This is a genomic window from Aromatoleum evansii (assembly GCF_012910805.1).
GTDB lineage: Bacteria > Pseudomonadota > Gammaproteobacteria > Burkholderiales > Rhodocyclaceae > Aromatoleum > Aromatoleum evansii.
Genome location: NZ_WTVK01000019.1, coordinates 42,124 through 69,113, shown reverse-complemented (window position 1 = coordinate 69,113; position 26,990 = coordinate 42,124). Strand labels below are relative to the sequence as shown.

Below are 26,990 nucleotides of genomic sequence, written 5' to 3'. Positions count from 1 at the left end.
GATGCGATGAAGGTCATCATCCTCTAGTCCCATTACGCTCGCAGCGGCCGCTTTACAGAGTCTGCGCCAGCCGGGCCGTGGTGCTGACCGCGAGCCTACGCGACCTTGGCCCCTTCGCACTACCTACTGTCGGGCGGCGCGACTGGCAGATTGGATCGCGAGGATACGCTAACACTGACGTTGTTCACGGGGACGCCACCGTAGCCGCTACCGTAATACTCGGTGACCATCACGTAGTTCGAGCCGACCTTCCACTCGTAAAAATCCATGTTCATGGCCTGCAGCGATTTCGTATCGAGCGTGGGCCCGCCAAACTGCGCGTTGTGCTGAGCCATGATCTGCCGGGCAAGGGTGGGCTCGATGTCGCACGACGCTGCGACCACCTTGCCTCCCTTCAGCGCCACGACCACCTCTGCCGTTTGCTTGCACTGCCCGTTGCCGGGCAAGCCTATCAACAGCGCGCTTTGGACTCGAGGGGCGGCTCCGGTGCAAACGCGATCCCCTTCGAACTTCCGGCAGGTGAGGTCAGGCGCAGCGGCCAGCAATGCCTTCTCTCCTACTCCCTTCGGATATCGAAGCGTATCCCCAACTAAGGAAATCTGCGGCTCACGGTTTGCGGGACTTGAGGCGCGATTTGCCTTGACGGAGCTGAACATTTCTTCGCATGCCGCCTGACTTCCCGCAAATACCATCCACTCGCCCTTGCGCGTCTGGAACGACAACACTTCTTTGCCGTCGCTCGCCTTCCCACGTCCCTTCTGAACAAACTGCCCCGGCCCCAAAATGCGATTTAGGTTCGCCATCGGGGAGGCGTCGTTGATCAAGGGAAGGCAGTGCATACTGGCCCCCGTGTCAGGATCCGGAACGTCCGGCAAATTCACGAAGTACCAAGATGCCGCCGGTACCGGAGGGGAGGCCACGTTGTTCGATTGCAATAGGCGGCTAACGGAGGAGTAGGCCCCCTCGCACGTGGCCAGGCTGGCAGCAAAGGCCACGCCGGTGCCGGCGGCATCCTGGTAGAGCAAGACCTCGCCGCCATCGCGCTCTGTGTAGCGCGACACGAGCTTGTATCGGCCTTCACCGGCCACCTTAGCCATTCGGACTTCCGGTGTATCGCCCCGCAACGACCGACAGTGCGTTGGCGCGCTGTCGCCAAAGCGCTCGTTGCGATAATTCACGAAATACCAGTCAGCCGCCGAAGCCGGCAGGGCAATCCAGAGGCTCAGTGCCAGGTAGAGCTTTCGCATTGACGATTCGATTGGCCCAAAAAGAGGCACTATAAAGGATCGTGTCGAGCCTATGGCAAATGCGTGCAGCGGGCCTATAGAACCATTCCTTTCGCGTCGAAAGGTGGGGGAGGATGTCGTAGGCGTTTCAGCATCCGGCAGGGGTCCTGATTGCATCAGCGCGCTGTAAGCATATACAGTGCGCGGATGTCAGATACTCAGCTTTCCGTCGACGTGCTGCGCCTTCGTGACGAAGGCTGGCTTCTTCCTCGATTTCGCTTGGCCTTCCTGCGCCCCGTGCGCGGGCAGCTCGTCGTGCGCGAGGAAGCTGTTGCGGACCTGAACCGCCACGCACTCACCGCGCGGTTGCTCGACGGCAGCGTGGCGCCGCCGACGGACCTTCTGCCGCCGCTCGTCGATGTGGTGCTGCGCCACATGACCCCGAATGAGTGGGTGTTCACGGGTTTCGAGCGCATCGAGAAACTCGATCGCCAGATGGACTATGCGCAGACCTGGCTGGTGATGCCGGGCGAGGTGCGGGCCGCGCCCTAATCGAGCAGGCCGAGCGATTTCAGGTCGCGCACGTTGCGATAGAAGGAAGACGTGGGGTACTTCGTTTTGGCCGCAGCAAGTCCCTCGGTGCGCACCACCCCAAGAAAGCTCGACAAGGAAGCCCCGCGACTGTAGCCGTACGCCTCACGCAACTGCTGGCGCGCGGGAAATTCGCGCTCCGACAGCGCGCGTTGCTCGGCCTGGTGCTTCTCGATCTCCTCGCGTTCGGCCGCGATCTTGGCCTCGAAGGCGAGGATCTCGTCGAGCGAGGACACGGGCTGTGAGATAGGGCGGCCGAGCGCGCCAAGGGTCACATAGACGAGCGTATAGACCTCGTGCGGGCGCTTTCGCTTCTGGCGCAGCCGGAAGATGAAGGCGACGGCCTCGTCGTAACCCTTGAACCGGCGTAGCGGCTTCGAGCTGTTCCATCTGCAGAAGCGATCGCGCGGGTTGTCGCCAACCCCCCAGCCTTCCTCCATCCATTCCGGGGTGTCCGGATCATAGGTTGCAGCCTGGACACACCGATCCGGCACCAGCGCGGTCGGGTGCGCGGAGAAGACATGGTACGTGTCCTTGCGCACCTGCTTGTAGCCGCCCACGTGGATCGTGAGATAGCCGCGCAACGGTGTTCTTTCCTCGTCCTGCTCGGACATTGTTTTCAACCTCACCCGAATTTGTTAGGCTTGCAGCATCTTCTGACTCATCGAGTCAAAGCGGTAGCTGAGCACCACCGGGGCTTTTGCCCGTAGCCAGCATTTCAACACGCATGGGTCGCACGACGCCATGCGCTTTCGCATCACCCTCGCGGGGAAGTCTTCCCCGCGTCGGGGTTGGCTTCTCCGCATCACGCCTGGAGAAGCCCATGATGAAAGAACCTACCCCGATCGGTCACGCCGATCTCACCCATGCAGTCCTGATTAGCGCACGCCAGCCCGGCAGCGCCGGCGGGCCTCGCTTGTCCTTGTGGGTCGAGGCGGAGACGGCCACGGCGCTCACGCACGGTGCGGTCAGCCGTTTCGTGGCGCTGGAAGTCGAACCGACCGAAGCACTCGTGAGTGTCATAAACGAGAACTGCATTTACGACGTAACGCCCCAATCGGCGGCCGCGGAGTACATGCTGGTCTTCACGCCGTTTCAGCTGGTGCTGAAGTATCAGAAGATTTGCGGCGGCCGAACGCTTGCGCCGCCTTCCGAGGCGACGCGGCAGGCTTTCGCCGTGCGGCTCTGCGAAATCTGTGGAGTCGCCATGCCCGAGGTGGCGGCGCCGGTCACGGCGATCAGCGACGAGCCCGAACCCGTCCTCAAGCGCGAATTGCGCATGTTGCGGGCCGCAGGCAACACAATCTTCTTGCCGCAGGAGCAGATCACTGAGTACAAGAAGATCAAGCAACTGCTGGAAAAGGCTGGCGCGAAGTACAAGCGTCTGACCTTCGTTTTCTCGGGCGACACGCTCGCGCAGGATGTGCTCGATGCACTGATCGGCGGCGATCGACTCAATCCGCAGAAGGATTGGCAATTCTTCCAATCCCCCGAGTCCGTTGCGGACGATGTGGTGGCCGCAGTCGGGCCGCTCGCCGGCAAGCGCGTCCTGGAGCCCTCTGCGGGTGAAGGGGCAATTGCCAAGAAAGCGCTCGCGCAAGGGGCGGCTGAAGTCGTGACGGTCGAGGCGTGGGACGCGAAAGTGAAGATCCTGCGTCGCACTGCCGGCTACACGGTCATCGAGCGCGATTTCCTGACGGTCACGCCGCAGGAGATCGGACAGTTCGACGCCATCGTGGCCAACCCGCCCTTCACGGGCAACCAGGATATAGATCACGTTATGCACATGGTCCGTTTCCTGAAGCCGGGTGGCACGCTGTCCTCCGTGATGAGCGTGTCGTGGCAGCACGGTTCGCAGCGCAAGCAGGTCGAGTTCCGGCAGTTCCTCGCGGACGTTGGTGCCGAGATCATCCAGATCCCGGCCGGCGCGTTCAAGGCGTCCGGAACGAGTGTCGCGACGGTGCGTGTCGTGATCGAAGCCGATCGTGTGGCCGCCCTGACGGGGCTGCGCGCCGCGGCGTAACGCGTCCATCCCAGCGGGGTTCGTCCCCGCGAGGGGCCGCACTCCGCGCAACCATCAAGGAGTCCAGCACGATGAAGAAGACGTTCACCCCGAACGGTGAGCAACTCGCGGCCGCGCGAGCGGTGGTGCTGGCAATGGCGCATCTGCAAACGGTGCAGCCCATTGTCGAAGCCTACGAGCGCGAGATCCTCGCGAAGCACCGCTTCCGTATTGCGCGCAAGTGGGTCGAGCAGGGGTGTGCCGACGAGGTGATCCTCGATCCGAAATCGGCCTTTCTGCTCGAAGAGGAGGATGCTCAGGTGTTCTACCGGGAGACCTACGCGGCGCGCGACGCCGCTGGCCTCAAGGTGGATGACCCCGAGCATTGCCCGAAGTGCGTGGCCGAGAATCTTCTGATCCAGGCCAAGAAAGTGCTCGTCGATAGCATGGTGCCGGTTACCGGCATCACGCATCACCAGTTGCTGTGCGCAGGCCTCGACAAGCTCAATGAGTACGTCGACCTGACGCTGCGACTGCTGGTGCCGTACATCGACGTGAAGCTGTAAGCATCAATCACCCCCGCGGGGCCTTCCCCGCGACGGGGAGGCGCTCCGGGATTTTGCAAGCAAGGAGCAAACATGAATAGCAAGCAGAAGTCCGTTCAGGACGCGATCCAGAAGCTGCGCGAAGCGCGTGATCTCTTGAAGGTCGCCGGGGCAACCCGCGCGGTAGACAAGGTCCGGCAGGCTCTCAAGTCGGCTGAAGGCGCAGAGCGTCACGCCGACGGCCTCGCCGTACGCGCCGCGACGCAATAGGGCGAGTTTCTTTCGCAGAAAGCGTTACGACAACCAACGCCCCTGCGGGTCACTGCCCGCAAGGGTCTGGTGGCGCAACGGGCTCCATTTCGGAGACGAAAATGAGCAGCATTTGGGACTACGAAGAGCGCGTTGTAGCTCAACACGACACCGAAAAACCCTTCGCTCCTGAGAATGGGGAGCCGTTGAAATTTGGGGTTGGCGATATCGTCGCCTTCACCAATGAGTACGGGGTGATGTTTCGGGGGCTGCGCGTTACCGGGTTTTACAAGCCCGAAACGCCGTGCTCACTCTACGCTACGGGGAGGCGGTATCTCCTGGATTGGAGTAGCCCGTGGTTTCCTGCGAAAGAATCGAGCTTGCAACTCGATTCGGATGTTGTTGAGGCTCATGACGGGAAGGTGTGTTTTGCCCCCGCCTAGAGAAAATTGCACGTTACGATAAGGATACCAATATGACTGAAACAGACGTTGCAGATTGGGCGGTATGGGACATCTTGCGCGAGCCTGCGGACTATGACCCGAGACTGGAGCTAATCAGCTTCTGTTTCAGCTACCAAGACTGCCCGAGTGAATCGCTGAACAGGATTCCCTTTGCAAAAGGAACCTCCGACCAGGAGTTGTATGCCTGGCTCGCTAACAAGGAGTGCCCCGCTTCGATAGGTAAGCTGAAAGGCGCACCCCGTCTCGGGATGTAGCCGACTCAATTCACGCCCCGCGTCCGTCTCTGACGGCCGGGGCGTTTTCACGTCCACCGCCCGCTCTCGTAACTTCCGGTCTTTCCGAGGATGCGAACGCCCGCGCGGCTTCATGATGTTGTACTCTTGTCAAACGAGCCCAACGTCATTCGCTCGTAACGCGCACCATTTTCCAACCGCGTTACGAGGACTGCCAACATGACCAAGCGCGCCGCTGTTCTTCTTCCCTCCCAACTTCGCCACCTTCTTCGCGTCACCGAGGCCACCAGCCGCCATCCTGAGCGCGACGTGCTCATCCTCTGGCTCGGCTTCTCCTGCGGCCTCCGCGTGACCGAGACCGCTCGCCTGACCGTCGCCGACGTGCTGCTACCCTCCGGCCGCTTGAAGAGCGAAATCAGCTTGCGGGCCGAAATCACGAAGGGATGCCGGCAACGCTTGGCCTACCTGACGCATCCGAAGCTCGTCGCGGCCCTGGAACGCTACATCCAGTGGCGAAAGGCAAGGCGGTTCGGCTGCACCTTCAACGACCGGCAGTATCGAGGGCTGAGCCCGGCGACACGCTTGATTCTCACGTGGAAGGGCGGCCCCTATGAGCTGAACACCAAGCGAGCCGTCAATTCAGCCGGAGAGGCCATCGAGTACCGCGCAGCAGACAGCCTGCAGGCGTACATCAAGGGCTTATACCGAGCGGCAGGCTTGCACCTGGCGTCCAGCCATAGCGGACGGCGCACGTTCGCCTCGCGGCTGCTTGCGGCCGGTGAATCGTTGGAGACCGTCCAAACCCTTCTAGGTCATGCCGACCTCGACCATGTGATGCCCTACCTGGAAGTCAGCGAGGACACCTTGCGCGAGATGTTCGAGGTAGTGCTATGATGGTACGCATTGAGTACCATCACGCATTGCTATGACAGAACAGACCCAGCAGGAATATCTGAAAGCTGCGAAGGCCGCACTCGGCTTGGAGTGGGACGACTTTGCAGAGCAGGCGGGCATCAAGCCTCGGGCATTCAAGACTTATCGAATGCCCAGTACCTCCAAGGATTTCCGCGCCCTCCCGCCACTTGCTCGCAGCGCCATCGACCGGTTGCTTGCCGACCACCAGAAGAAGATGCGCAAGGCATTAAAAGGCGCTTGACATGGTACGCAATACGTACCATAAGAAACCATGGATTTGAGACTTACGGAAAAGAAACATGAGCATCCAGCCCGCTTTTTTTGACATCGAAATCCCTAGCAACGGCCAAATCATGGAGATTTGCATTGGCTTTTCATGGGGAGGGGATGCAACCAAGGAAGTGGCTCGCACTGATAGCTACGCATTCAAGGATTCCGTCTTGACGGCCTTCAAGGTCGCGCTCACCGCCGAGCAGCGCTTGGTGAGCGAGATGGCGGAAGAGTCGCGCCCGCTGAACGGGCAATACCGCTACAGCGGCGGACGTACTAGCAAGAAAGTACAGGCGCTCTTAGACAAAGTCGTGGAATCTGTGACACAGAGCGTGCGACTGTCGCGCCCATGCGATGCAGTATTGGTGGAACGGTAACGCGAAGACAAGGGAAAAGGATACCGGTCATGGATGACGCACAAGCGAACCACAATGAGCTTCTGGATAGACTTCTGGCGGAACCCATCGTCCAGTCCAAGCCTTCCCAAGGCGGCCCCGTCACGAAATCAGACTTGGACAATGCATTAGAAGCATGGAATGTCGCCCGAGAGACGGCTGCGCACGAACAAATTGCGTGGGCTGGGGTACTCCAGAGCCATGCGACGCTCATTGAGTCATTTCGGACGAGCGGGCATTCCCGAGGAGCCTCAGAAGAGGCTTTTCGCCGGATTTCAACCGGCCATCAGGAGGCTCTGGTAGCAGCATGGAAGCATATGGATGCTCTCTGCCATGCCTATCAGGAATTGCTTGCTCGTTTTGATAAAGACCGCGACAAGCGTCCGTCGCTCGCATGGGGCGAGACTAAGTGGTATGCAGAGTGCTCCCACTGCGGCACGCAAAATGAGATCGCGGAAGACGCGTATGCGTCCGGCGCCGAGCACACTCATCAGTGCATATCTTGCGGGCAGGAGTTCAGCTTTCGATCTGGTACATAGGAAAAGACCATGGAGCTAATTGCATACATTTCAGGCGGCATAGCATTTGGCATCGCACTGTTGCTGACGTTCACCGGCTATGGCTCGCACCAGGATCGGGCGGTTCGCTTTGCCATTCCGGCGCCGTTATACGTTGGTGCCCCGGCATGTGGGCTGGTGATTCGCCACAACCAAGAGATGGAGATAGTGGTTGGTCTCGCCAATGGAGCGGTCTTATTGGCTGTTCTAGCGTTGGTGGCGTTGATTGTCATGGTAGGGGCTTCAATGTGGCCGCCGACGACCACCGCAACAGGTGGTGATGCATAAGGAATGGACTTTAAATCGTGCGGAGAGCGAAGTCCCTTGTTGGTCGCGCTAATTCGATGTTGTCGCTCCTTTCTGACTTGGAGAAGGATGACGTCGTAAAGGCTTTTAGGTTGATTGACGAAGTGCTGCTGCTCGCGCCGGACAGAAGTCCACATCCAGAGCCGCTCGTTGCAGGTCGATTTCGGATTGAAATTGATCCTGCGGACACGTCAATCTCAATAGTTCGCGTGTTCGAAGGTCGATCATTACTGCTGACCATTCATCGAGAGCCGGTCCCAAATAAGAGACTTGTGGCATCGACAACGGAGGTCACGTGCGAGTGGCGATGCACGCGATCAGGGCCTCGTCGGCGGCTTGCCGAAATTGCGTTGATCGCCCTTGGGTTGTTGGACCTCAGGATGCACCATGAAATGCCGTTTCTTATTTGGGACCGCAACGTGGGGGAGCGTTGGCCGCCAGGGGTGAAGCTGGTAGCTACGAAAACGGGCGCGACCTTCATCGAGCCGACAAGCGACTGATAAAAAAACGTAAAGCATTGGAAAAGACCCAGAAAATGAAAGTAGCAACTTGGCTCAACAGGGGGCGTAAAGCATCAGACGGTATTGCTGATGGCCAGAAGATCATCAAAGCGTGGGAAGTGGTTCTTCGGTTCATCTGGGAGCACGATTACGCTGGCGCTTGTCATGACACATCGGCAGTGCTTTACATGCTGTTCTCTGAGCTGGGGCTGTCTCCAACCTTGAACATCGGAGAAGTAAGGTCGCCTGTCGGAGTCTTTGATCATTCCTGGGTAGAGGTTGATGGCTTGATTTTCGATGCAGCAGTAAGTCTTCCCCAGGCCGGCGGGGAACATGTGGGCGGCCCAGTTTTTGCGTCAATCGACTTGGAGACGAATCAAAAAACAGGGCTGATATACGGGATAGAAAGTGGGCATGGCTTCGGCCCGGAAGCAATGCAAGTAGCTTCAGCAACCTTCAGCGAATATGCCGCCGTCCAACCAGAACTAGATATCTGGATATTAGTTGTGGCATTTGCTGGTCGCATAGATATCGATTTGACATTCTCTGGCGTTGAAAAGAAGTACGGCTCTACAAGACGGACAATTCGACTTGATGGTAAATGACCATGAACGCGCACCAAATCGAAGCCATTGCCCAGGCTGACGCCTACGCGAACAACGCCGCCCTGCCGACCTATAGCGAGCTGCTGTCGGCGCTGGAAGAGATGTATGCGGCGTTTGGCAATTGCGGGTCTCCGCGCCAGCAGAAGGCCGCTGACGCCGTGCAGGGGGTCCTCGCCAAGGCTGGGCGAGTGGAAGATGACGTCGAAGAACTCGACGGATCGTTCTTCGAGCATGCCGTTTTGACGCGCCCCGACGAAAGCATCATCGATTCCATTTCGCGTGCGTCTACGGCGCGGAAGGCGTAACGAACAAGAATAAGGAATTCAGATGCTTTATCGGATTTACGGAGTGGCGCTGCTGGTTTTGACCCCCTTCCTCTGGTCGCTGTGGGAGCCTGCAAATTGGCGTTCCGGTTGGTTTCTGGTGCTAACCATTATCGGTTGTGTCATGCCGCTCATGGGGGCGGCCTTCGTGCTCTCCGGCGAGCGCTTTTATGTGGCTGCGAAACGCTACATTCCACCCTTCGAATAGACCACGGGAAAGACCATGGCTCGCTCATACCCTTTTGATGAACTTACTGCGGCCGGCCAGCAACAGGCATCTGCTCGCTTCCTCGAAGCCGGTGCTGGAGATGGCTTTCGCTACGAACTCGATGCCGACGGGAAGGTGCTTTCTCGCTTCCGGCCGACCGTCGTTCGAGGCCAACCTGCGCCCATTTATGCCTCCGGTTACGCGGTGCGCCAAAGCACCGACTGACAAGGGAAAGGGTGTCCGCGTCTGGTACGAAGCCAGCTAAACAGGGAAGTATTTGCATGCGGAACGATTTGCAGATTTGGCAGCTCGCACTTGCGGCCCTTGTGGTGATTGCGCTCAGCTACCCGCTCGGATACCTGCTCGTCGATACGCTGCGAGCGGTCAGTGTCAACTCTGCCCAAGCGCGAGACGGATACATCCATGTGTTTCGTGTGCTGACGGGGCTGCTGTGTCTTGTCCTGCCGATGATGGCCTGGATGGTGTGGGAAGCGCGCGGAGACCGCGGCGAATAACCGAGACAAAAGTGTCATGATCGACGAGCCCTCCCTCGGCCGTTGGCTCGATACCGTCACCCCGACAAACACGCAGGCCGGCGACCTCGCGTGGCTACCTCGGACTACTGGCGGCATCGGTGGCCAAGTCGTGCTTGCTGGAGGGCGCGAGTTTGCCGTGATTCGGCCTGTTGGGGCGGGTGGGCGACGACAGTGGAATGTCAGAATCAAGGGCTTCGTATGGTTCCCCCTCGCTTTTCCCGAACGCTCAGCGGCCCGAGTGATGGGCGTCAAGGAGAGTTCGGTTGGGAGCTTCCAGTCCTTGGCGAAAGCCCGAGCTGCAGTCGAGGAAGCGCACCGGCTGCTCGACGAACACTTGCGGCAGCATGCTACTTAGCGCATCGGCATCTTTCGCTCATCGCTTTTATACGACGGCGCATCCCGCCGCGATCAGGGGCTTGAACGGAAGATAATGCGAGAATCCGATTTATCCAGTCTCATACGGAACGATGTGCATGGACGAGTTCTACGGCCAAACGCTGCAGGCATATCATCTGGCGCTAATTAATCATGACGTGGCGGTGCGTCACCTTTCGGGCGAGGACTTGAGACTGGATGGGGCGCGATTGCAGCCAGAGGATCAGGTGGAGGTTTTCCCGGATGTGTCACTCGATACGCTCGGGTTTGCCCACTTGTTCGGAGTCTTTAACGGCAGTCGGGTTCATCGACAGCGTGAGTCGCGCACGAGCCTCGACGATGCTCCTCCCGGTCTCTACTACACGGTGATCCACACACACCTGATCCAGAATCAGCATAAGAACCGGATCGGTATCGCCCAAACTGAGGGCGGTCTCGATATGTTTGTCGGGGAGATGTTTGTGGACCACATTTTTCTGAACGGACGAAAGACTCCACCATTGCTCGGCACCATCACCTTTGCCTTGAGCGCAATCACTGCGTTCTTGCTCGGGATCCGTTGGATAGAACTGATCGCAGCGGGAGGAGTGGGTTATAGCCGTGCACACCATGGGTTCAAGGTTTGGCCGAAACTCGGTTTCGATGCGCCGGTCGAACCGGAAGAGGTTGCAGGAGCGCCGAATCTGGCGCATTGCCAGACCGTCCAGGAGGTGCTTGCCATTGACCCGACGTGGTGGGAGGGCAATGGGTCGCAGCGCCTTATGCGCTTTGATCTGGCGGCCGATAGTAGATCGTGGCGAAAGTTGCTATCCTATCTAGACAGCAAGGGTGAGTTTTGAGGTCGACATGAAACTGAGTATCGCCAAAATCGCCAAGAAACCCAAGGCGAACGCCAAGGGCGGACGTGTGTTTACTGTGTCGATGAAGCAGGTGCCGGTGATCACTGCGGAGGATCGTGCGCGCTTGGAGGCGGCCGCCAAGCGGCGCAACGACAAGCGAAGGTATCCAGTGCTTCTTGAAGCTTGAGTTCGTGACACGGCCGGGAATCCCCGGCCGTTGTGTGTTGGGGCCTCACTCCCAGCAGCCTGTCGGCGAGTGCGCCGTTTGGGGGATCCAGAGGAGCATGATGAAAAAAAAGGCTATGTTCTTGGTGAAACGACGTCCACTGCCTATGGTCGCCGCGATCGTCGACTACAACCCCGAAACTGGACGGAAGGGGCGTGTGCTGGTTTCGGAGCCGATCGCCGAGCATTTTGGGAACGAGGATCTGATCGCCGCCGCCCGTCGGCTTGTGCCTCAGGTTCCTGATCGCCTTGTCATCCTCCCGATAGGGGTTGATCTGTAACGCGCCTTTCTCGAGTTGGTATTGCACGTCCCGCAAATACCCCCTTGAATTGGGTCTTCGCACTGACAGCATGGTCGGCACTATGTTGATTTGCCGGAGGCTCCATGTCGTCGTCCTCTCCTCTTCGCGAAGTCCGCTGCCAGCGCTGGCGCGACCGTAAGGATCTGTACCGGGGCATCGGCGAGACGTTCGATCCGTCGATCTACGGCGTTGATGTCCTAAGCGAACGCGATGCTCGCGTCTTCGTGCAGGCGCATCATTACTCGGCCTCGATGCCCGCTGCGCGCCTCTCGGTTGGCTTGTTCGGGCCCCAGGCGGTGCTGTGCGGCGTCGCGGTCTTCAGCGTGCCGTGCAACCAATCGGTTGTGCCGAAATACGCCGGATGCGCGCCCGATCAGGGGGTGGAACTCGGGCGCTTCGTGCTCTTGGATGCCGTGCCGGGCAACGGGGAAAGTTTCTTCGGCGCGCGCGCCCTGCGGCTTGCTGCACAGGAACTGACTGTGCAGGCGGTGGTGAGCTACGCCGATCCTGTGGCTCGGGCCCGTAGCGATGGTGCCGTCGTGATGCCAGGCCATGTGGGGATCATCTATCGGGCGCTGAACGCCCGGCATGTGGGCCGCTCGCGCTCCCGGAAGTTGGTGCTGGCCCCGGATGGGCGCGTGGTGAGCGAGCGGACGCTTTCCAAGCTACGCAACGGCGAACGTGGTGCGGACGCTGCATACCGGCTGTTGTTCGGTTACGGGGCGCCCGAACGGGCCTTCGGCGAGGCACCTGATGAGTACGTGCAACGAGCCCTTCAATCTGGCACGTTTCGTTCCATTCAGCATCCGGGCAATTACGCCTATGTACTGGCCGTAGGCGATCGCCGCCGGCGTCATGCCGCTCAAGCCACGTTTGCGCCTGCACTGCCGTATCCGGTGGCGGCGTGAGTAGGCGCTAAACGATTAAAATGCCCGGGTTGAAGAAAGCGGGGACTCGCTTGCGAATGACAAGCGAAGATGCCTGCGCCATCGGTCGATTGGTAAGGAGTCTGGATTTGCGAATTGTTGCCGCCGTTCTTGTCACAACGGCTCTGCTGTCAGCAGGCTGCTCTACGTACAAACCTCTTGCGGACACCAACCCTCAGCTGTATCAATCCCTCGCAGCACGGGTAGGAAAAACCTACTATCTGCGCGAATTCACTTCCATTTACGAGAATGGATACAACGGATTGACATGGCGCATCCGCCCTAAGGATGCCGCATTCACGATCCGTCGCGTGGTGACGATCGGGGATGTTCCGGCCTATGAGGTGGAGTTCGGGGTTGAGAAAGGATACCTGTACGCGAATCCCTTCAATGAGTCCGATTACAGCATCGAGGATCCTGCGATTGCGAGGGAACGGGAAAAGCAGGCCGCAGCAGAGAGACAGAAAGCCTTCGAGGAGCTGAGGGCGAGGAAGCTTGTAGAAGTGGAAGCCGCCGAGGCAGCGAAGGTCGATCAGTTCCTGGCCGATCTGGGGGTAAAGCCGGGCAAGGCGCTATGGCTGCGGGTGCCCTACCGGAGTCTGTCTGGGCTTACTCGGATCACTTTTACGAAGACGGAAAAACGCAAGAGAGAGGTCTTCCTTATCGGGAAGCTCGATGGTGGTGGTGAGGCGGAGGTTCTCTTGTCGTATTCCGTGCCGGGCAGCGCGGGGGAGCTCGAACTCTATTTCAACATGCTCTTCTCCACCAAGGATCCGTCGCGCGGTTGGAGTAAGCGCGTGGTCGACGGTATCAAACGGGGAGCCCCGGTTATCGGAATGAACAGCGAACAGCTTCGCGCGGCCATGGGGGCGCCACGAGACGTGAACGAAACGGTAGGGGTTTGGGGGGAGGACGAGCAGTGGGTGTATTCGAATGACAGATACGTCTATCTCCGGAACGGGAAGGTGTATGCGATGCAGCGATAGAGGCAACGATGAGGTCGGCACATAGAAGCGTAGAGATCGACGGCTACGGCACCTTTGAGTTGCCGGCTTATCTGGTGCGGATTGACACCGGACGTGGGCCGGGCTGGCAGGCCCGTCCCCCGGGCAAGAAAACGCGTTGGTTCGCGGATGGCGTGCTCGGCGATCCCATCGCATCCTTCTCCGCCGCTCAGGCATTTCTTCGGAAGATCGGAACGCCCGAGTCCGTCAGCCCACTGCGCAGCAGGGAGTTCGCCAGCAAGCAGATTCCGACTGGCGTGGTGGGGGTGTATGTCCAGTTCAAGCAGCGCAAAGGGCGACGGGTGCGGGAAGTACAGCTGCTGATCCCACGGCCCTCGAAGGACGGCCCGGCGCGCGTGCTCTACGTCGGGACTGAACTCAACTACGAGGCGCGGCTCGGCGCCAAGGTGGCTGAGGCGGCTGCGATTCGCGAGCGATTCGAGCAGGAGTGGCGTCGCAAGGCGGGGGGAAAATCCAACGGCAGGAACGCGCGCAGGCAATCGCTCCGTAATTCGTGTCACTGTGCTAGGATTCCAGCATCTCATGGTGCCGCAAGGCATCGAGCCGGTAGCTGGCAAGACCGGGCGTAAGCCGAATCCAGCCTTTCATCAACCCACGGGGTCATTCTGATCCCGATGGGGCATCAGGTGGCTCCGTATTTCCAAGGAGTCACCACATGAAGATCCGTGCATTACTGTCCATCGACGTCGAGCTCAACGGCACCGACGATGAACTGCTGCTCGCCAACGTGCAGCAGCTCATCAATGCGGCACGCGCACACGGCCTGATCACCGGCAACACCGAAGCGGAACTGGTCGACATGCAATCGGAGGTCAACATCGTCTCCGAAAGCGTCGAGTTCTGCCGCTGCTGCGGCTCAACCGCCGATTACCAGGCCGGTCCGGTGGAAATCAACGGCCTCTCCGCCGTGCAGGAAGGGGTGTGCAGTCACTGCGGCACCGACCGCACCGATGTTTTCGCCCTCATCCGGCAGATCGACGGCGAGCAGGGGTGAAGCCATGGGCCCCTTCCATTCCAACGAGCTGCGTGACTTCGCATTGCGCGCACCGAAGCCGGTGGAGTTCGACGGTCTGCGTCTCGTGAGCCACGAGCGCGTGCGTCACCGGTGGCTGGAAGAGATGCACTCGGGGTCCATCCACGAGCGCATTAACCGCCGCGCCGGCGTGAAGGTGTTCAATGCGCCGTTCTATGCCCCGTGGCGTGGGACGCGCTCGGCCATCCAGCGCCACATCCGTCGCATGTTGCAGATCGCGGGATTTCGCAGCATCTGCCATGCGCATCGGGCCTGTTGAGTCATTCATCACCCGCCGGGGTTCTCGCCCCGGTTGGGGCGGGCTCCGGCATCACCTCAAGGAGTCAGACATGATGAGCAACGCAACCCTTATCGTGCCCCCCAACTATCAGGCACAAATCGTCGGCGTTACCGCCGTGCGCATCACCGCCCGCAAGGTCGAACTACTCGATGCGGCGTTCCGGAGAATCGGGAGCGCCTTTCATCGTGCGGCCGACCAGGTGGGGAGCAAGAGCTTCACCGAACTCGTCGACCTGGTGCGCGAGCGTGGGGCAGCAGCGCCGGCGATGACCGTGCAGCGCTTCCAGCGCATCGCGGCAAGCCTCCTCCAACGCCACTATGGGCTGGAACTGGGTGACACGCATCTGTGTGACGAGTCGATCGTCGCGCAGTGCATCGCGCAGGGCTATCGCCCGTATCAGGTGATCGCAGAGCACGCCCAGGAGGCCGATCTCGATCGCATCGATGTCGAGGGCTTCTATGGTGTGCCGTCGAAAGCGGCGATCACCAAGCAGGATGAAGCCGTTGCCGCACAGTCCGTTTAGGACAGCAGCCCACTCTCGGAGGCAGGCACCGCTCCAGCGCGAGAAGCGGAAACTGGAGGCGGAGATCGCGGCACTGGAGGCATCCAACCCGGATCGCCCGAAGTGACCCACAACCCAGGTCGCGGATGCCCTTCAAGGGCGTTCGCGACCCCCTTGCCGGGGAAAAGTATGGTTCGGGAATGCATCGGCTTGGTCGCCTGCTGCGGCCAGAAACTCGAAGGGCGGCACCCCGCGCAGGACATCTACGTGTCCTCGCTGTTCCGTAAGTCGCGCACATGGGTCATGGCCCATTGTTCGCAGTGGTTCATCCTGTCGGCGAAATTCGGTCTGCTGGCCCCGAGCCAGGAGATCGAGACTTACGACGTCACGCTCAATGCCATGAGCGCGGCGGATCGGCGGGCCTGGGCGCGGCGCGTGCGCGAGCAGCTTGAGCCGTTCGCGGCGGAGCGTTTCATCGTTCTCGCAGGGGAGCGCTACTGCGCGGGGCTCACGGGCCTCGACGTGAAGCGACCGCTGCAAGGCATGGGGATAGGTCGGCAACTGGCTTGGCTCACGCAGCAAAACGCGCGGCCGTAGGGCTGCGCAGATTTTTCAACCCACGGGGGATGCTGTCCCTCGTGGGCGGCGTCTTCCGTAGCACTAGGAGACGCAAATGTTTGAGATGGACGAAAGCCTTTTTCCCGGTTTCGAGGTGAGGCGCGCGGATGACCGGCAGCAATTATTGGTCGCGCCGCCGGAGGAGTTGCTCGGCGAGGTGATGGTATTCCGCTCCGGGGCCTCCAACCCGGCCGAGTTTAACGGTTACGCGGCGGCAGGCGAGCCGGTGGGTGTCGTGATCGGACTGCTGTCGGGTCCGATGCGGGAGCGCCTGCGGCAGCACGTCGATAGTGAGGGCGGCATGGTGTTCGTCGATTCCGGGGTGTATTCCTCGGGCGAGGCGAAGCAGGTCGACTTTGGCGATGTGATGTCGCGCTACCGACAACTGGTTGCCTCCGTCCGCACCCCGGCTGCGCTGATGCTGGTGATGCCGGACAAACCCGGTGAGTTCGCGACGACGCTCGACTTGCTTCGGGCGCATCGCGCGCAGATTGCCGCCCTGCATCGGACGGGCGCACAGTTGATCGTGCCGCTGCAGCGGGGCGCAGACAGCATCGTGTCCGGTTACGACGCAGTGCGTGAGGCGGTGGGGCTTGGTGATGCGTTCATCCTCGGCCTGCCGTGCAAGAGGCACAGCTTCGATCTTGCCGAGATCCGGCAGTTGATGCGCGAACGCCAGCCGGCCCGCGTACATCTGCTGGGCGTCGGTGCTGATCGCAAGAAGCTCTTCGCCTTGGCGTCAGCCGTCAGTATGCCGTCGCCGGCAACCGTGCTGACGGCCGATAGCTGCCGCATTCGCGCCATGGTGGGCGAGGCGGCGCCGGTGACGGTGGCCACCCGAGCCATCCGGGCGAGGGCACAGCGCGAGCTGGGCGACATCCGGCCGCTCTTAAACCGCTTGTGGTGCGATCCCGCAGAACTCATGCGGGCCGCGCAGTGCTTCGGTCAGGAGTTCGGCTATGGCGACGACGAAACCGAGATCATCGGCAATCTGATGATTCCGGGAGCGTATTCGCTGGACGAGCTCGAATGGTTCGTGGAGTGGCTTGCTCCTGGGGCGACCCCCGAGGAGCGAGCGGCGATCGCGCGCTACTGGTACGAGCGGGGCGTCGTGTTCGAGGAGATGCACGATTTGGCCGACGAGCTACAGCGCCAGTTCGCACACGCGCGACAATGTGCCATCGAGGTGGTTTCGACTATCGAGAAATCGGGCGCCCGGCTGAGTCGTAGCCGGACACCGATGCCCATGGCTGCCTGACGGCAGTCTATTCAACACTAGGCCCACGTCGCGATGCGCGTGGGCCTTTTCTTGTTTCGCGCTACACCGGAACAATGATGTGAGTGGCGCTACATCACTCCGGCGTGAACGGAGCCACTTCAAAGCGACGATCCGCCGGATTCAAGGTGATTGTTACTTGGGTCCCGGGTCTAAGACCCATGGATTTGAAAACCTGTGGCATTCCCTGGAGACGGACGAGTTGCTTGTTATGTCTTTGCGTAGATGTCCACACCCTAATCGGATTAGGAAAACCTGCCACAGAATAGGATTGATCCATCTTGAGATAGGGCTTAAGCGCAGCGGGGGAATCGAAGTATCCACCACGGTAGATGGACGATCCAAGGCGAACAACAACCGAGATCGGTTCGGATGCCTCCGCATGAGACCCGAGCACCTCATAAGCCGCGCCCATTGCACGCGTCGCTCCAAGCCGCTCCCGCCAAGACGACAGGGATTCGATGGCCTTGTCGGAGCACAGCGAGTAGCCGATCAGTTTGTAGAGGCCGAAGTCGACCGCCTGCAAAATGGGCGATGTGTGCAGGGTCATATGGAACGTCACCGGCTGTATGCCGCCGCGATCGCAAAGCGCAGATTTCAGCTCGCTCCAACTTGCCAGCCCTCCGCGTTCGTGGAGTGTCTTGTAGAACATTATCTCCGTTGCCGACAATTCATCCTCGATGTGAAAGCGAGTGCTGCTTTTCAAGTCGTCATGCTGAAGCACCTCAATGCCGGGCGAGCGTCGGAGAACTCCGAGAATTGCGTCGCGGGGCGCATCGACCTCGAGTTCAAATGCGTCAGGTTTTTGTACGTTATGGCGCCGGCGCCCGCGGGCTAGGGCGGAGACAATCTCAGCTACGTCAACGCGGCGAGGCGAGACTGCAAGGATCTTTCGAGCCACGAAGAGCGCGCGGTTGTCAGCCGGCCCGAAACCGCCCAGCCAATACCAACCGGTCCGCTCCTCAAGCCACTCGAAACCGGGCAGTGTCATGACAAGTTTCATATAGTCGGGATAGGGCAGCGTAAGACCTTCCTGCGCGCATACGCCAAACACAAACTGGACTTGTGCGGCGCCACTCACACGAATCATTCTGCAGGAAGCGTCGTACAGGACGCGGCCGATCTCGGACTGGTCATCACCGACGCGACAAGCGATCGGTTCATCCCGGAGCAGTTGGTGACCAGTTACGTTCTGACGAATTTCGAAGGTCCGTGTTGCAAGGATTTCGGTCGCAAATTCGTAGACGCCACGCAACGATTGGCTAGGCCCGAGTCGGTCGCGGAAGCGACTTTCGAGTTCGGCGATGGGGGCAGGTAGGTGTGCCTGCAAATCCACAATGAGCGAGGCGAGAACCGGAGTTGCGAATTGCTGGCCCCTGGTGCGCGCAAGCATCGTGGCGCAAATCTGCCGGGTCCGTTCGCGAGTAATGTTGAATCGCTGTCCGATGCAGTCGAGAGTGCGAGCTTCCCCCTCGCGACCGTAGCGTAATGCGAAGATCTCTGCATTTCGGGCAGCCGCAGGCCGCAGTGTGCTCCAGTCGGCTTGGCGCCTCCTTTGGTTCGACTCTGCGAGCCACGCGGCAATATCCAGAATTTCGTCGCTGACCGTTTGATGCGAGTCGGTGCGGAGCTTCACCGGCTCGGGGAGGCTGGGTGATGGCGAGGGAGCATCGGTATCGGTAAGCCAGCCGGCCGGAACTTGCAGGGCATGTGCCCACCGTTCCAGTCGCTGAGTCGATGTCCGCAATGGGAATTTTGCTTCCCATTTTGCGAGCGTCAGACGTGTAACCCCAACGTCGCGGGCGACTTGAGCAATGGAGAGTTTGAGCTCGTGCCGGCGGTTCGCTGCGTGGGTCGCCAATCGGGCGGCGATCTCCTCGGCTGTTTGAGGATCACAGGTATTCGTGCTGTCGTCGAGTTCAGTGGGGATCTGGAGGTCTTCCAGCGCTGCAGTGGTCGTGCGCAGAATACGAGCGATCGCCTCGCCATATTGCGCCCATGCGGCGTCGCTGCATTGCTTTTCCAGATGCCTGTAGCGAGGCAAGGGAATGCCAAGCCGCTCGGCGATCTGACTGGGCGTTATCAGGACTTTTGTTCGCGCCGCCTTGATCTGGGCGGCACGCAACTTTGCGCGGTCCGAGAGGAGTGGTCGGCCCCGCTTGACAATAGCTATCGGAGGGGGCGCAGGAATGCTGGCAGTCGAGTCCATGCGACGAAAGTATCACATGACAATAGGTTCGAAAGAGGGTCGTTGCATCGTTTGACAGGCTCGTCATCGTGGACGTATCGTACGCGCATCTTCCCGCTCGTCATTGTGACGAGCAAGATGCCGAGCTGACGGTCAATCAGCCTTTCAACACGAACGACGCGAGGTCGTTCATCTCAACCCGCGGGGTACGCCAGCCCCGTAGGGGTCTCTGGTGTCCTCCGCATTACCGAGGAGTTCACCAATGAGCACGCAAATACCGGGTCTCGAAATCAGTCACGGGATTCGTGTCCGCCGCGAGGAGGTCACGGAATATCTCGCCTACGTCGACGAGCGGACCCGCGATGAAGTGCTGCAGTCGCTGGAACCCAAGTCAGGGGTCACGTTCGAGTCCTGCCGACTCTGGACGGGCAAGCCGCAAACGGAACTCGCAACCTTCGATCGTCAATCCGAGTATCTCGGCATGGGCAACGTCTGGGGTACGACGCAGTTCTCCAATTGCCTGCGCTCGACGCAAGAGCAGACCTGCAACGGATTCGAGTTCGATCCGCAGGCACTCTTCATGTCCGATGTGGGCACGATGTGCTGCACCAAAGGTGGGCGCGGCGTGTTCAGTTACCTGCACCAACTGGCGAAGCCGGAAAGTGCGGGCTTTCCCGGCGGCTGGGCCTACCTGTTCCGCTACTTCGATGGCCGCAAGGCCCCCGTGGTGGTGGGAGGCCTCGTGACGGATCGGCGGCACCAGCTGATCCGACGCGTCGACCGCGAGGACATCGGATTGCGTGCGAGCGGCAAGGCTCGCCACGCACTCGACGTTCTGGAATGTCTCGTGACGGAGCGTCGCGTCGTCAACTGAGACCGGCCTGGCCGGTTCCATCAATTGCCCAGGAGGGAGACGCCCTCCGTGGGGGCGTCTCCGTCGGCATCGCTGAAGGAGAAAGCAGCATGGAAATGTTCCTACAGGTGGAAATCGGATTCCGAAAAAGTCAGGGGCAGGAGCAGGTCACGCTCGACGCCGTGAAGCGCCGTTTGGCGGATCTCGGCTACCGGCTGGATCGCAGTTCGGATTGCCGCAGTTTCGCCCGCTACATGTCGGGCGAACGGGCAGGGGTCAGCTATCCCTGCCTCACCACGGGGATCGTGGAGGCTGACACCGGAATGAGTTTCGCCCACGTCGATGCACGACGTGACGAGAACTTCGACCAGCTGCAGAAGCTGCGATTCTCGGGCGAAGAGTTCGCCGTGGTCGGGGGCTGCATCCTCGACCTTTGAGGCGGCGCAACTGCCGTCGATTTCATTCACGCCCACAGGGTTCGCCCTCGCGGGCGGCTCTCCCGGGCACAACCAGGAGAAAGAAATGAACGATGTAAACACGATCCTCGTGTTCGAGGAACACGGGAAGGCGCAGCACCGCTTTTGCCCCGAAGCCGAGGCGAGGGCCGCGTTGGAGTCCGTGCAATCCGCGGGCAGGAGCGCCACGGCGATCGTCACGAGTTCGCCCGATGTCGCGCTGACCTACGAAATCCACCCGCGCATTCGCGACAGGGTGGAGGCCGCCAAGGTGGGTTTGCGCCGGGACATCCGGTTCCACGCGGCGCTCGACGCTAGCGGTGTGCCGGATGAGCCGGACTTGCGCCGGGCTGTGTTCGCAGCCTTCGAGCAGTTGCAGGCCGCTTGAGCGGTCGTTCTCAACGAAAGGCGCCGGGATTCCCCTTTGGCGCCGTCAATGTCCGTAAAGGAGAAAGAAGATGTTCCAAAAACTGAAAGAGAGTCTGGATGTGGGCCTATTCCTGCTTGGCATCGCGCTGATCGCGATTGCCGTGCTCATGGGAGGTCTGTCGATGGCGCAAAAGGTATGGTTGCTCAGTCTCGCTTCCATGACCGAATTTTGGCTGATGAAGCGGGTGGTCTACGCCGAGATCGCCCAGAGTCGCCGCTACCCGACGACGTTCTGGCGCAAGCTCGCACCGGGCACGTTGCCTTTCATCGTCGGTGCAGTTGCGCTCGCGTACATGCTCAACCTCGTGTACGGCTGACCGAAAGACCTAGCCCCCTGTCGCATCATGCGGCCGGGGGCTTCGTCGTTTACGGACGCAAAGCGCATAACCGGGACAAATGGCGGGTTATCAGCCTTTTGGGCGCATGCAATGGGCGAACGGCCTTGATCTAATGGACGCAATGGCAACCAGGGAGATCAGTCGCATGCTGCGTAATGTTCGTGTCTATCGCTTGGAGCCGCAGGGGCTCACCGATGCCGAGGGACTTGCCGCTCAATTGGCGAGCCGCCGATTCGCGCCCTGTGGCTCGCAGGAGGCATCGCGCGCGGGATGGGCAGAAGTGGGAAATGAAGGGGCGCTCGTGATGGCGTGCGGGGAGTACCTCTACTGCAAGCTGCGGACCGAGACCCGGAAGGTGCCGGGGGATGCGCTGCGCCGTGCGGTCGATGAGCGGGCGGCGCAGCTTGAACAGACTCAGGGTTTCCGTCCGGGCCGCAAGCAGCGCGCCGAGCTCAGCGAGATGGTGCTGATGGAGATGCTGCCCAAGGCCTTCCCGAAGGATCACGACGCCGAGGTGATCTTCGACACGATGGGCCGTTGGCTGCTCGTGGGCACCTCGTCCGACGCTGTGTCGGACACAGTGCTGGAGAATCTGCGTCATTGCATTCCCAATCTGCCCGTACGCTCAGTTGCGACGGTGAATCCGCTGGCTGGGGTCATGCGCGAATGGCTGCTCGGTGAGGAAGCGAGCGGGGGGTTCGAGATGGGCGATACCTTGCATCTGAAAGGGCAGGGGAGTGTCCGGTATGCTGGGCAGGAGTTGCCGTTCGACGAAGTGCGCAAGCACCTTGAAGCCGGAATGGTGCCCGTGAACCTGGAGATCAACATGGGCGAAGAGGTGTCGTTCCGGTTGATGGCGATCGACGATATGCGTGCGCTCTCGTTCCTTGAAAAGACCTCCGAGGAAGAACAGCAGGCGATTAGCGGTGATCAGGTCGAGGATTTCAAGGCGAGCCTCGTTATCCGGGCGGGCGTGGTGCGCCGCGTGTTGGACGCGCTGCTTGAGGTGTGCGGGGGCGAGGTCGCCGGCAGCTGCGGCGATCCTTCGCCCGCGGCGGAACTCAAGGCGGCCTGATCATGACCCCAAAGCCTGCGGGCCACACCGCGCAGCCTGAAGCGCCACGCCCGTTCGTCCGCATGAACAGCGGCATCGCGCAGCACCGACTTGGGGGCGGCACCGTTGCCGAGGTGGCCCGACCGAACCCCATCACGGTCGCGCCGAGCGCCACGATCCAGGTGGCGTTGTCCTTGATGGCGCGGCACAAGATCGGATCCGTCATCGTGATGGAGCGCGTCGGCCGTCGGCCGGTTGGAGTGCTGACCCTGCAAGACGTGTTGTTGCGGGTGGCCATCCCGGACATCGACAAGAATGCCCCGATCAGCACGGTCATGACCAAGCAACTGACCACCATCCGATCAACGGCGAGCGTACATGAGGCGGCGCTGTCGATGGCAAGATCAGGCATTCGCCACCTGATCATCGTCGACGCCGATGGAGCGCTCGTCGGGGTCATCTCGCGTAACGACCTCTACGATCTGCTCTGCAGTACCTGCATCTCGATTCGCAACGCCGGAGCGCGTCGGGCGTGAGCCGGAAAGGCTCTTATGCCCAAGCCAAGGGGCGTGACGAGCGCCCGGAGGCCTCGGAGCAGTTGGCCGTGCGTCAGGCGCGGATTGCGGCGGATATGGCCCCTCTCACTGACGAAGAGCAAGACCAGGCCCTGCAAAATTGGAAGACAACGAAGGCGACGATGCCGTGGCTCGCGGAGTTCATCCAGGCGATGGCTGAGCGGTCAGATTTCAATGGGCGAAGGGCGCTCGCCGCAATGACGATCAGGCGGTTCCAGACTGCAGCAGAGCCGGAATCTTGTAGTGACAAATCAATCAAGGAGTGAAACATGAACAAGAGCGAACTCATCGCAGCAATTGCGGACAGGACCTCGCAGAGCAAGAACAAGGTCGAGGAAATGCTGACAGCGTGCACCGACATCATTCAGGAAGTCGTGGCGGCCGGCGACAAGGCGGCGATCATGGGTTTTGGGGTTTTCGAGCGCATGGAGGTCAAGCCGCGCGTCGGGCGCAATCCGCAAACCGGTGCCTTGTTGAAGCTCGACGGCGGCTATCGCCCCAAATTCTCCGCCGGCGCAACTTTCAAGCAGCGCGTCACCGAGGCGGCGAAGTGATGAACGCGTCCGCGCAGGATCCATCGCCGAGTCCGCAACCGTGCGATAACGGCGGCCCCGGATGTCGTTGCAGGACGGGCGGCAAGTGAAGCGGTGGGGTCGCTATGGGCTGGTTGCAGCGGGGATGATGGCTGGCGTCGTATCCGTCCTCGCGGCGGATGTGATGCGCCCCGGCGCCCAGGGCTGGCGACCGGCGGAGCCGGCTGCGCACAAGGCTGCGAGTGTGATGCCAACGGCGCTGTGCGACGAAACGGTATCCGGGGCGCGGCGACTGACCTGCAGCACGCAGGAACTGGCCTCTCTCGATCTGCTCGCAGAACAGATGTTCGCGGCACGCCTGAACGGGATGGTCGCCGACGCGGGCCGGCGGGCAGCGCAGCAAGAACACGAACAGTGGCAGCGCCGCGTGCGTGATGCGTGCACGAACGTGAAGTGCCTTCGCGACGCGTACAGGACACGGCTCGCGCAGTTCGGTTTCATCGTCGACTGACGGTGCAAAGGGGGGATTTCACAGCTCCTCGCCCTGCCGCCATGTAATCATGCGGGTACGACAACGACCGGAGTTGGCCGTGCCCGGAGTTTCAGCCTGGTTGATTCGAGTGCTGGCGATCGTCGCATTCTGGGTTGCCGCCGCCGCGGTGGATGCCTACCTGTGGCGTGGTGGTTCCGGCGTCATCCATGGCGCGCTCGGAGCAGGGTTTGCGGCCGTTGATGCGATGGTCAAGTGCGACGGCCCTGTGGTCGCAAGAGCGGATCTGAATTCACGCGAAGTGCGCTTCCGCTGTCAGCTCGCGCTTGGCGGTATTTGGCCATTCTTTACCGAGTTCCGGTCACCGCAGCTCGAATCGATCTTCCTCGCGCCGCTCGATAGACGGTTGCCCCATCGCGTGGGCGAAAGCGGCTGATCTACGGTTTGATCTTCGGTCTGATCTTCGATCCGAGCTTCGGCCCGATCCAGCGGGCAATGTGCATGGCCGCACGGACGGCGCGGTCCGTCACGGCGCAGCGACGATGGCCACAGGCTCTTCGGCCTGCCAAACAGGAACCCCTGCACCCAATCGGCACCCATGTCCAACGCACGTTCAAAGCGCTCCGGGGTGTCGACCCACTCGAAGACGACCGTCGCCCCGATTGCGTGGGCAGCATTGACCAAGCCCTCCAGATGACGCCGCGTGGCGTCGTCGCGTAGCGCGTCGTGAAAAAACGGCCCGTCGATCTTCACGATGTCGGGATTGACCGCGTGCAGCAATTCCGGGTGCCCGAAGGCGTGATCGAGCTTGGCGTCATCGAGGGCGACCACGAAACCCTCGGCCCGCAGTCCATCTACGCAGGCGCGAAGCCGGCCGGTGTCAAAAATCGGTACTGTTTCGGTGATCTCTACGATGACTTCAATATCAGCGGCACGGAGTTTGGATAGCGCGGCGACATAGGTCGGAAAGCGATGCTCGAGCGTCTTGAGCGAGGCGTTGACGGCGACAGAATGCAGGCGCACGCAACTCGTAACATCACGCACCTGATTCACCATCGTGATGTCGGCCAGCGAGATCAGGCCGTGCGCCTCCATCTGTTCCACGTAGTGCGGCAGGGATAGTATTTGCCCGTCAGCATCGATGACCCGCATAAGTGCTTCGTAGGTCATTACGCGCAAGTGGCGATCGAACAAGGGCTGGAAGACCGGGCACAGATGCTCGGCGACCTTGAGTCGGTCGAGCATCTCTGGGGTCATATGTTGGGGCAAGCCGCGGGCATCCATCCGATGCGTCCCTTTTGACGTTGGTGACGCTAGGGTAGGAGATTTATCGCGGGGGGGAAGGGAGCCAAATAGCCTTTACCCCCACCATTTACGGCCCCCGTTCGTCAAACAACGTGAAATCGGACTTTTCTCACCGTGTGCGTGTTGGAGATCCCCGCTAGTGTTCTCACGGGACAACCGCGATACAGGTGGGGCTGTGTGGAGCATTGATCGAACCGACCAGGGCAAAGCGTATCCGCTCGAGCCCAGCGTCGTGCGCCAGTTGCAGGCTCAGTGGCGGGAGGGCTTCTCCCGCGCCGAGACTGGCGATGCCGCCGCCGCAAGCGTGCAGCAGGCGCTTGAGGGCTTGCATGAGGCGCATCGCTGGATTGCATGCGGTTGTCGCCCCGATGTGCGACCGGTGATCTATGTGGTGCGGCTCGCCTCCGGCCGTTACGCGCTGCGCCGTTCGTTCGACCACGGCGAGCATGCGCCTCAGTGCTCGTTTCATTGGGAGGAGGGGGCTCAAGCCGGTCGCAGCCTTCTTGTCCGCACGCGACGCAGGCAACAAAGCGACGTCGCGTATGTGCCCGACTTCCTGCTCTTTCGTCCGGAGCCGGAGGTGGGCGTCCAGGGCGCCCAAGGGGCTAAAGTGCGCTCGGGGGGATCGCCCGATGCGGGGTCTCCCCTCCGGCAACGCCTCGAATGGTTGGCCGCGCATGCAGGGTGCGTCGAGATCCACCCCCTGAGCCGTCATGGCGTGCAGGAGCAGATGCGTCTGCTGCGCGAGTGTGCCCGGAGCGTCCCGCTCATCGATGATCTCACGCTCGCGGACGTATTCTGGACGCACGAGCAGTGGTATTTCTCTGGATGGGCCTCGCGCGCCGCGCAAGCGTTGCTGAAGGAGCGCTGGCCACGCCGGTTGCCCATGCAGGGGTACTTGGCCGTACTCGTGCGCTCGGTGACGGGTAACCGACTGGAGACGCTCACCGGGACATTGACCGTTCATGGACACGTAGAGGTGCTCGCCAAGCATGGACCGCTGCTCGCCCTCGTGGCGCTGCGATGGGATGAGGTACATGCGCGATTCGACGCGGCCAGCGCCTGTATCGTCGCGCGGCCTCAGCGCGGCGTGGTGCCGCTCGCCTCCGAAGGGTTGCGCGAGATGGCAGGGTTGCTGCAGTGGGCTGCGAGTCGAGACGAGCGCCAGTCGGAGCGACGCTTTCATGTCCGCCGCGTGCTAGGTGGAGGCGCGGCGCAGCCGCACTTTGTGGTGACGTGCGGCGAACGGGAGTTTGGGGCGCTTATGGTGACGTCGCAGGAGGATCTGCCCGGCAAACAGGCGGCGGCTGAGGCGCTGATGGCACAGGGGATGAGGGTCGAACTCTACGCGCCCGCTTCATGTAACGGGGACGCGGGCGAGGCGGCAAGGCTCTTGGCGCGTGGGTTCTTTGCCTGGGCCGCGACGTTATAGCGCGGACTGCGC

Annotated in this window: 40 protein-coding genes; 36 read left to right on the top strand and 4 right to left on the bottom strand. The window is 61.0% G+C overall.

What is annotated here, in order from left to right; genetic code table 11:
* Positions 1–119: 119 nt before the first annotated feature.
* Positions 120–1,247, bottom strand: a complete 1,128-nt coding sequence (locus GO615_RS11815; RefSeq protein ID WP_169128210.1) for a hypothetical protein — start codon at positions 1,245–1,247, stop codon at positions 120–122.
* Between the two features lie 186 nt (positions 1,248–1,433).
* On the opposite strand from GO615_RS11815, the gene GO615_RS11810 reads away from it, so the two are divergent.
* On the top strand, positions 1,434–1,778 hold the full coding sequence (locus GO615_RS11810; RefSeq protein ID WP_169128208.1) for a hypothetical protein: 345 nt from the start codon (positions 1,434–1,436) through the stop codon (positions 1,776–1,778).
* Here the strand turns inward: GO615_RS11810 and GO615_RS11805 are convergent.
* A complete protein-coding gene (locus tag GO615_RS11805) occupies positions 1,775–2,431 on the bottom strand; it encodes a hypothetical protein (RefSeq protein WP_169128206.1) in 657 nt (218 codons plus the stop codon). The genes GO615_RS11810 and GO615_RS11805 overlap by 4 nt on opposite strands.
* Before the next feature lie 113 nt (positions 2,432–2,544).
* Between GO615_RS11805 and GO615_RS11800 the strand changes: the two genes are divergently transcribed.
* The 25 genes from GO615_RS11800 to GO615_RS11680 all read left to right on the top strand — a co-directional run bounded on the left by GO615_RS11800 (position 2,545) and on the right by GO615_RS11680 (position 17,308).
* On the top strand, positions 2,545–3,840 hold the full coding sequence (locus GO615_RS11800; protein ID WP_169128204.1) for an RsmD family RNA methyltransferase: 1,296 nt from the start codon (positions 2,545–2,547) through the stop codon (positions 3,838–3,840).
* Between the two features lie 71 nt (positions 3,841–3,911).
* The gene (locus GO615_RS11795; protein ID WP_169128202.1) at positions 3,912–4,385 is read left to right on the top strand and encodes a hypothetical protein; all 474 of its coding nucleotides are present in this window, start codon (positions 3,912–3,914) and stop codon (positions 4,383–4,385) included.
* Between the two features lie 72 nt (positions 4,386–4,457).
* The gene (locus GO615_RS11790; protein ID WP_169128200.1) at positions 4,458–4,634 is read left to right on the top strand and encodes a hypothetical protein; all 177 of its coding nucleotides are present in this window, start codon (positions 4,458–4,460) and stop codon (positions 4,632–4,634) included.
* 101 nt (positions 4,635–4,735) lie between these two features.
* Positions 4,736–5,056, top strand: a complete 321-nt coding sequence (locus tag GO615_RS11785) for a hypothetical protein (protein ID WP_169128198.1) — start codon at positions 4,736–4,738, stop codon at positions 5,054–5,056.
* Between the two features lie 473 nt (positions 5,057–5,529).
* On the top strand, positions 5,530–6,204 hold the full coding sequence (locus GO615_RS11780; protein ID WP_169128196.1) for a tyrosine-type recombinase/integrase: 675 nt from the start codon (positions 5,530–5,532) through the stop codon (positions 6,202–6,204).
* Positions 6,205–6,235: 31 nt separating this feature from the next.
* Entirely contained in the window at positions 6,236–6,466 is a 231-nt protein-coding gene (locus tag GO615_RS11775) for a hypothetical protein (protein ID WP_169128194.1), read from the top strand.
* A gap of 58 nt (positions 6,467–6,524) precedes the next feature.
* Positions 6,525–6,872 carry a hypothetical protein gene (locus GO615_RS11770; RefSeq protein ID WP_169128192.1) on the top strand — a complete coding sequence of 116 codons (348 nt, stop codon included), beginning with the start codon at positions 6,525–6,527 and terminating at the stop codon, positions 6,870–6,872.
* Between the two features lie 29 nt (positions 6,873–6,901).
* Positions 6,902–7,429, top strand: coding sequence for a hypothetical protein (locus GO615_RS11765; RefSeq protein ID WP_169128190.1), 528 nt, complete (start codon positions 6,902–6,904; stop codon positions 7,427–7,429).
* A gap of 9 nt (positions 7,430–7,438) precedes the next feature.
* On the top strand, positions 7,439–7,735 hold the full coding sequence (locus GO615_RS11760; protein ID WP_169128188.1) for a hypothetical protein: 297 nt from the start codon (positions 7,439–7,441) through the stop codon (positions 7,733–7,735).
* A gap of 448 nt (positions 7,736–8,183) precedes the next feature.
* Positions 8,184–8,858 (top strand): lasso peptide biosynthesis protein, encoded by a 675-nt coding sequence (locus tag GO615_RS11755; protein WP_169128186.1) that lies wholly within the window; start codon positions 8,184–8,186, stop codon positions 8,856–8,858.
* Between the two features lie 2 nt (positions 8,859–8,860).
* Positions 8,861–9,163: a hypothetical protein gene (locus tag GO615_RS11750; protein WP_169128184.1), complete on the top strand. Its 303-nt coding sequence runs from the start codon at positions 8,861–8,863 to the stop codon at positions 9,161–9,163.
* 22 nt (positions 9,164–9,185) lie between these two features.
* Positions 9,186–9,389: a hypothetical protein gene (locus GO615_RS11745; RefSeq protein WP_169128182.1), complete on the top strand. Its 204-nt coding sequence runs from the start codon at positions 9,186–9,188 to the stop codon at positions 9,387–9,389.
* A gap of 15 nt (positions 9,390–9,404) precedes the next feature.
* Positions 9,405–9,614: a hypothetical protein gene (locus GO615_RS11740; RefSeq protein WP_169128180.1), complete on the top strand. Its 210-nt coding sequence runs from the start codon at positions 9,405–9,407 to the stop codon at positions 9,612–9,614.
* 56 nt (positions 9,615–9,670) lie between these two features.
* Positions 9,671–9,904 (top strand): hypothetical protein, encoded by a 234-nt coding sequence (locus GO615_RS11735; RefSeq protein WP_169128178.1) that lies wholly within the window; start codon positions 9,671–9,673, stop codon positions 9,902–9,904.
* Between the two features lie 494 nt (positions 9,905–10,398).
* Positions 10,399–11,139 (top strand): hypothetical protein, encoded by a 741-nt coding sequence (locus tag GO615_RS11730; protein WP_169128176.1) that lies wholly within the window; start codon positions 10,399–10,401, stop codon positions 11,137–11,139.
* Positions 11,140–11,146: 7 nt separating this feature from the next.
* Positions 11,147–11,326, top strand: a complete 180-nt coding sequence (locus tag GO615_RS11725) for a hypothetical protein (protein WP_169128174.1) — start codon at positions 11,147–11,149, stop codon at positions 11,324–11,326.
* 97 nt (positions 11,327–11,423) lie between these two features.
* Positions 11,424–11,645 carry a hypothetical protein gene (locus tag GO615_RS11720; protein ID WP_169128172.1) on the top strand — a complete coding sequence of 74 codons (222 nt, stop codon included), beginning with the start codon at positions 11,424–11,426 and terminating at the stop codon, positions 11,643–11,645.
* A gap of 104 nt (positions 11,646–11,749) precedes the next feature.
* Positions 11,750–12,574 (top strand): Mom family adenine methylcarbamoylation protein, encoded by an 825-nt coding sequence (locus tag GO615_RS11715; RefSeq protein ID WP_211167065.1) that lies wholly within the window; start codon positions 11,750–11,752, stop codon positions 12,572–12,574.
* A 56-nt stretch (positions 12,575–12,630) separates the two neighbouring features.
* Positions 12,631–13,578 carry a hypothetical protein gene (locus GO615_RS11710; protein WP_169128170.1) on the top strand — a complete coding sequence of 316 codons (948 nt, stop codon included), beginning with the start codon at positions 12,631–12,633 and terminating at the stop codon, positions 13,576–13,578.
* A gap of 8 nt (positions 13,579–13,586) precedes the next feature.
* Entirely contained in the window at positions 13,587–14,186 is a 600-nt protein-coding gene (locus GO615_RS11705; protein WP_169128168.1) for a hypothetical protein, read from the top strand.
* A gap of 86 nt (positions 14,187–14,272) precedes the next feature.
* Complete coding sequence (locus GO615_RS11700) at positions 14,273–14,611, top strand: hypothetical protein (RefSeq protein ID WP_169128166.1); 339 nt, start codon at positions 14,273–14,275, stop codon at positions 14,609–14,611.
* Between the two features lie 4 nt (positions 14,612–14,615).
* A complete protein-coding gene (locus tag GO615_RS11695) occupies positions 14,616–14,909 on the top strand; it encodes a hypothetical protein (protein WP_169128164.1) in 294 nt (97 codons plus the stop codon).
* 70 nt (positions 14,910–14,979) lie between these two features.
* Positions 14,980–15,453 (top strand): TA system toxin CbtA family protein, encoded by a 474-nt coding sequence (locus tag GO615_RS11690; RefSeq protein WP_169128162.1) that lies wholly within the window; start codon positions 14,980–14,982, stop codon positions 15,451–15,453.
* A 168-nt stretch (positions 15,454–15,621) separates the two neighbouring features.
* The gene (locus GO615_RS11685; RefSeq protein WP_169128160.1) at positions 15,622–16,029 is read left to right on the top strand and encodes a DUF6884 domain-containing protein; all 408 of its coding nucleotides are present in this window, start codon (positions 15,622–15,624) and stop codon (positions 16,027–16,029) included.
* A 76-nt stretch (positions 16,030–16,105) separates the two neighbouring features.
* A complete protein-coding gene (locus GO615_RS11680) occupies positions 16,106–17,308 on the top strand; it encodes a hypothetical protein (protein WP_169128158.1) in 1,203 nt (400 codons plus the stop codon).
* 94 nt (positions 17,309–17,402) lie between these two features.
* Here the strand turns inward: GO615_RS11680 and GO615_RS11675 are convergent, their stop codons facing one another.
* Positions 17,403–19,451 carry a helix-turn-helix domain-containing protein gene (locus GO615_RS11675; protein WP_211167064.1) on the bottom strand — a complete coding sequence of 683 codons (2,049 nt, stop codon included), beginning with the start codon at positions 19,449–19,451 and terminating at the stop codon, positions 17,403–17,405.
* Positions 19,452–19,776: 325 nt separating this feature from the next.
* On the opposite strand from GO615_RS11675, the gene GO615_RS11670 reads away from it, so the two are divergent.
* The 9 genes from GO615_RS11670 to GO615_RS11630 all read left to right on the top strand — a co-directional run bounded on the left by GO615_RS11670 (position 19,777) and on the right by GO615_RS11630 (position 24,262).
* A complete protein-coding gene (locus tag GO615_RS11670) occupies positions 19,777–20,388 on the top strand; it encodes a hypothetical protein (protein WP_169128156.1) in 612 nt (203 codons plus the stop codon).
* A gap of 89 nt (positions 20,389–20,477) precedes the next feature.
* Positions 20,478–20,804, top strand: coding sequence for a hypothetical protein (locus GO615_RS11665; protein ID WP_169128155.1), 327 nt, complete (start codon positions 20,478–20,480; stop codon positions 20,802–20,804).
* 85 nt (positions 20,805–20,889) lie between these two features.
* A complete protein-coding gene (locus GO615_RS11660; RefSeq protein ID WP_169128153.1) occupies positions 20,890–21,210 on the top strand; it encodes a hypothetical protein in 321 nt (106 codons plus the stop codon).
* 70 nt (positions 21,211–21,280) lie between these two features.
* Positions 21,281–21,568: a hypothetical protein gene (locus tag GO615_RS11655; RefSeq protein ID WP_169128151.1), complete on the top strand. Its 288-nt coding sequence runs from the start codon at positions 21,281–21,283 to the stop codon at positions 21,566–21,568.
* 79 nt (positions 21,569–21,647) lie between these two features.
* Positions 21,648–22,664 (top strand): recombination-associated protein RdgC, encoded by a 1,017-nt coding sequence (rdgC, locus tag GO615_RS11650; RefSeq protein ID WP_169128149.1) that lies wholly within the window; start codon positions 21,648–21,650, stop codon positions 22,662–22,664.
* Positions 22,665–22,666: 2 nt separating this feature from the next.
* Positions 22,667–23,179 (top strand): CBS domain-containing protein, encoded by a 513-nt coding sequence (locus tag GO615_RS11645; protein ID WP_169128147.1) that lies wholly within the window; start codon positions 22,667–22,669, stop codon positions 23,177–23,179.
* Positions 23,176–23,484: a hypothetical protein gene (locus GO615_RS11640; RefSeq protein ID WP_169128139.1), complete on the top strand. Its 309-nt coding sequence runs from the start codon at positions 23,176–23,178 to the stop codon at positions 23,482–23,484. The genes GO615_RS11645 and GO615_RS11640 overlap by 4 nt, the downstream gene beginning before the upstream one ends.
* Positions 23,485–23,487: 3 nt before the next feature.
* Positions 23,488–23,772, top strand: a complete 285-nt coding sequence (locus GO615_RS11635) for an HU family DNA-binding protein (RefSeq protein WP_169128137.1) — start codon at positions 23,488–23,490, stop codon at positions 23,770–23,772.
* A 61-nt stretch (positions 23,773–23,833) separates the two neighbouring features.
* Positions 23,834–24,262, top strand: coding sequence for a lysozyme inhibitor LprI family protein (locus GO615_RS11630; protein ID WP_169128135.1), 429 nt, complete (start codon positions 23,834–23,836; stop codon positions 24,260–24,262).
* Between the two features lie 294 nt (positions 24,263–24,556).
* On the opposite strand, the gene GO615_RS11625 is transcribed toward GO615_RS11630, so the two are convergent.
* Positions 24,557–25,486, bottom strand: a complete 930-nt coding sequence (locus GO615_RS11625; protein WP_169128133.1) for an EAL domain-containing protein — start codon at positions 25,484–25,486, stop codon at positions 24,557–24,559.
* 235 nt (positions 25,487–25,721) lie between these two features.
* On the opposite strand from GO615_RS11625, the gene GO615_RS11620 reads away from it, so the two are divergent.
* Positions 25,722–26,978: a DUF8535 domain-containing protein gene (locus GO615_RS11620; RefSeq protein ID WP_169128131.1), complete on the top strand. Its 1,257-nt coding sequence runs from the start codon at positions 25,722–25,724 to the stop codon at positions 26,976–26,978.
* The last annotated feature ends 12 nt before the right edge of the window (positions 26,979–26,990 follow it).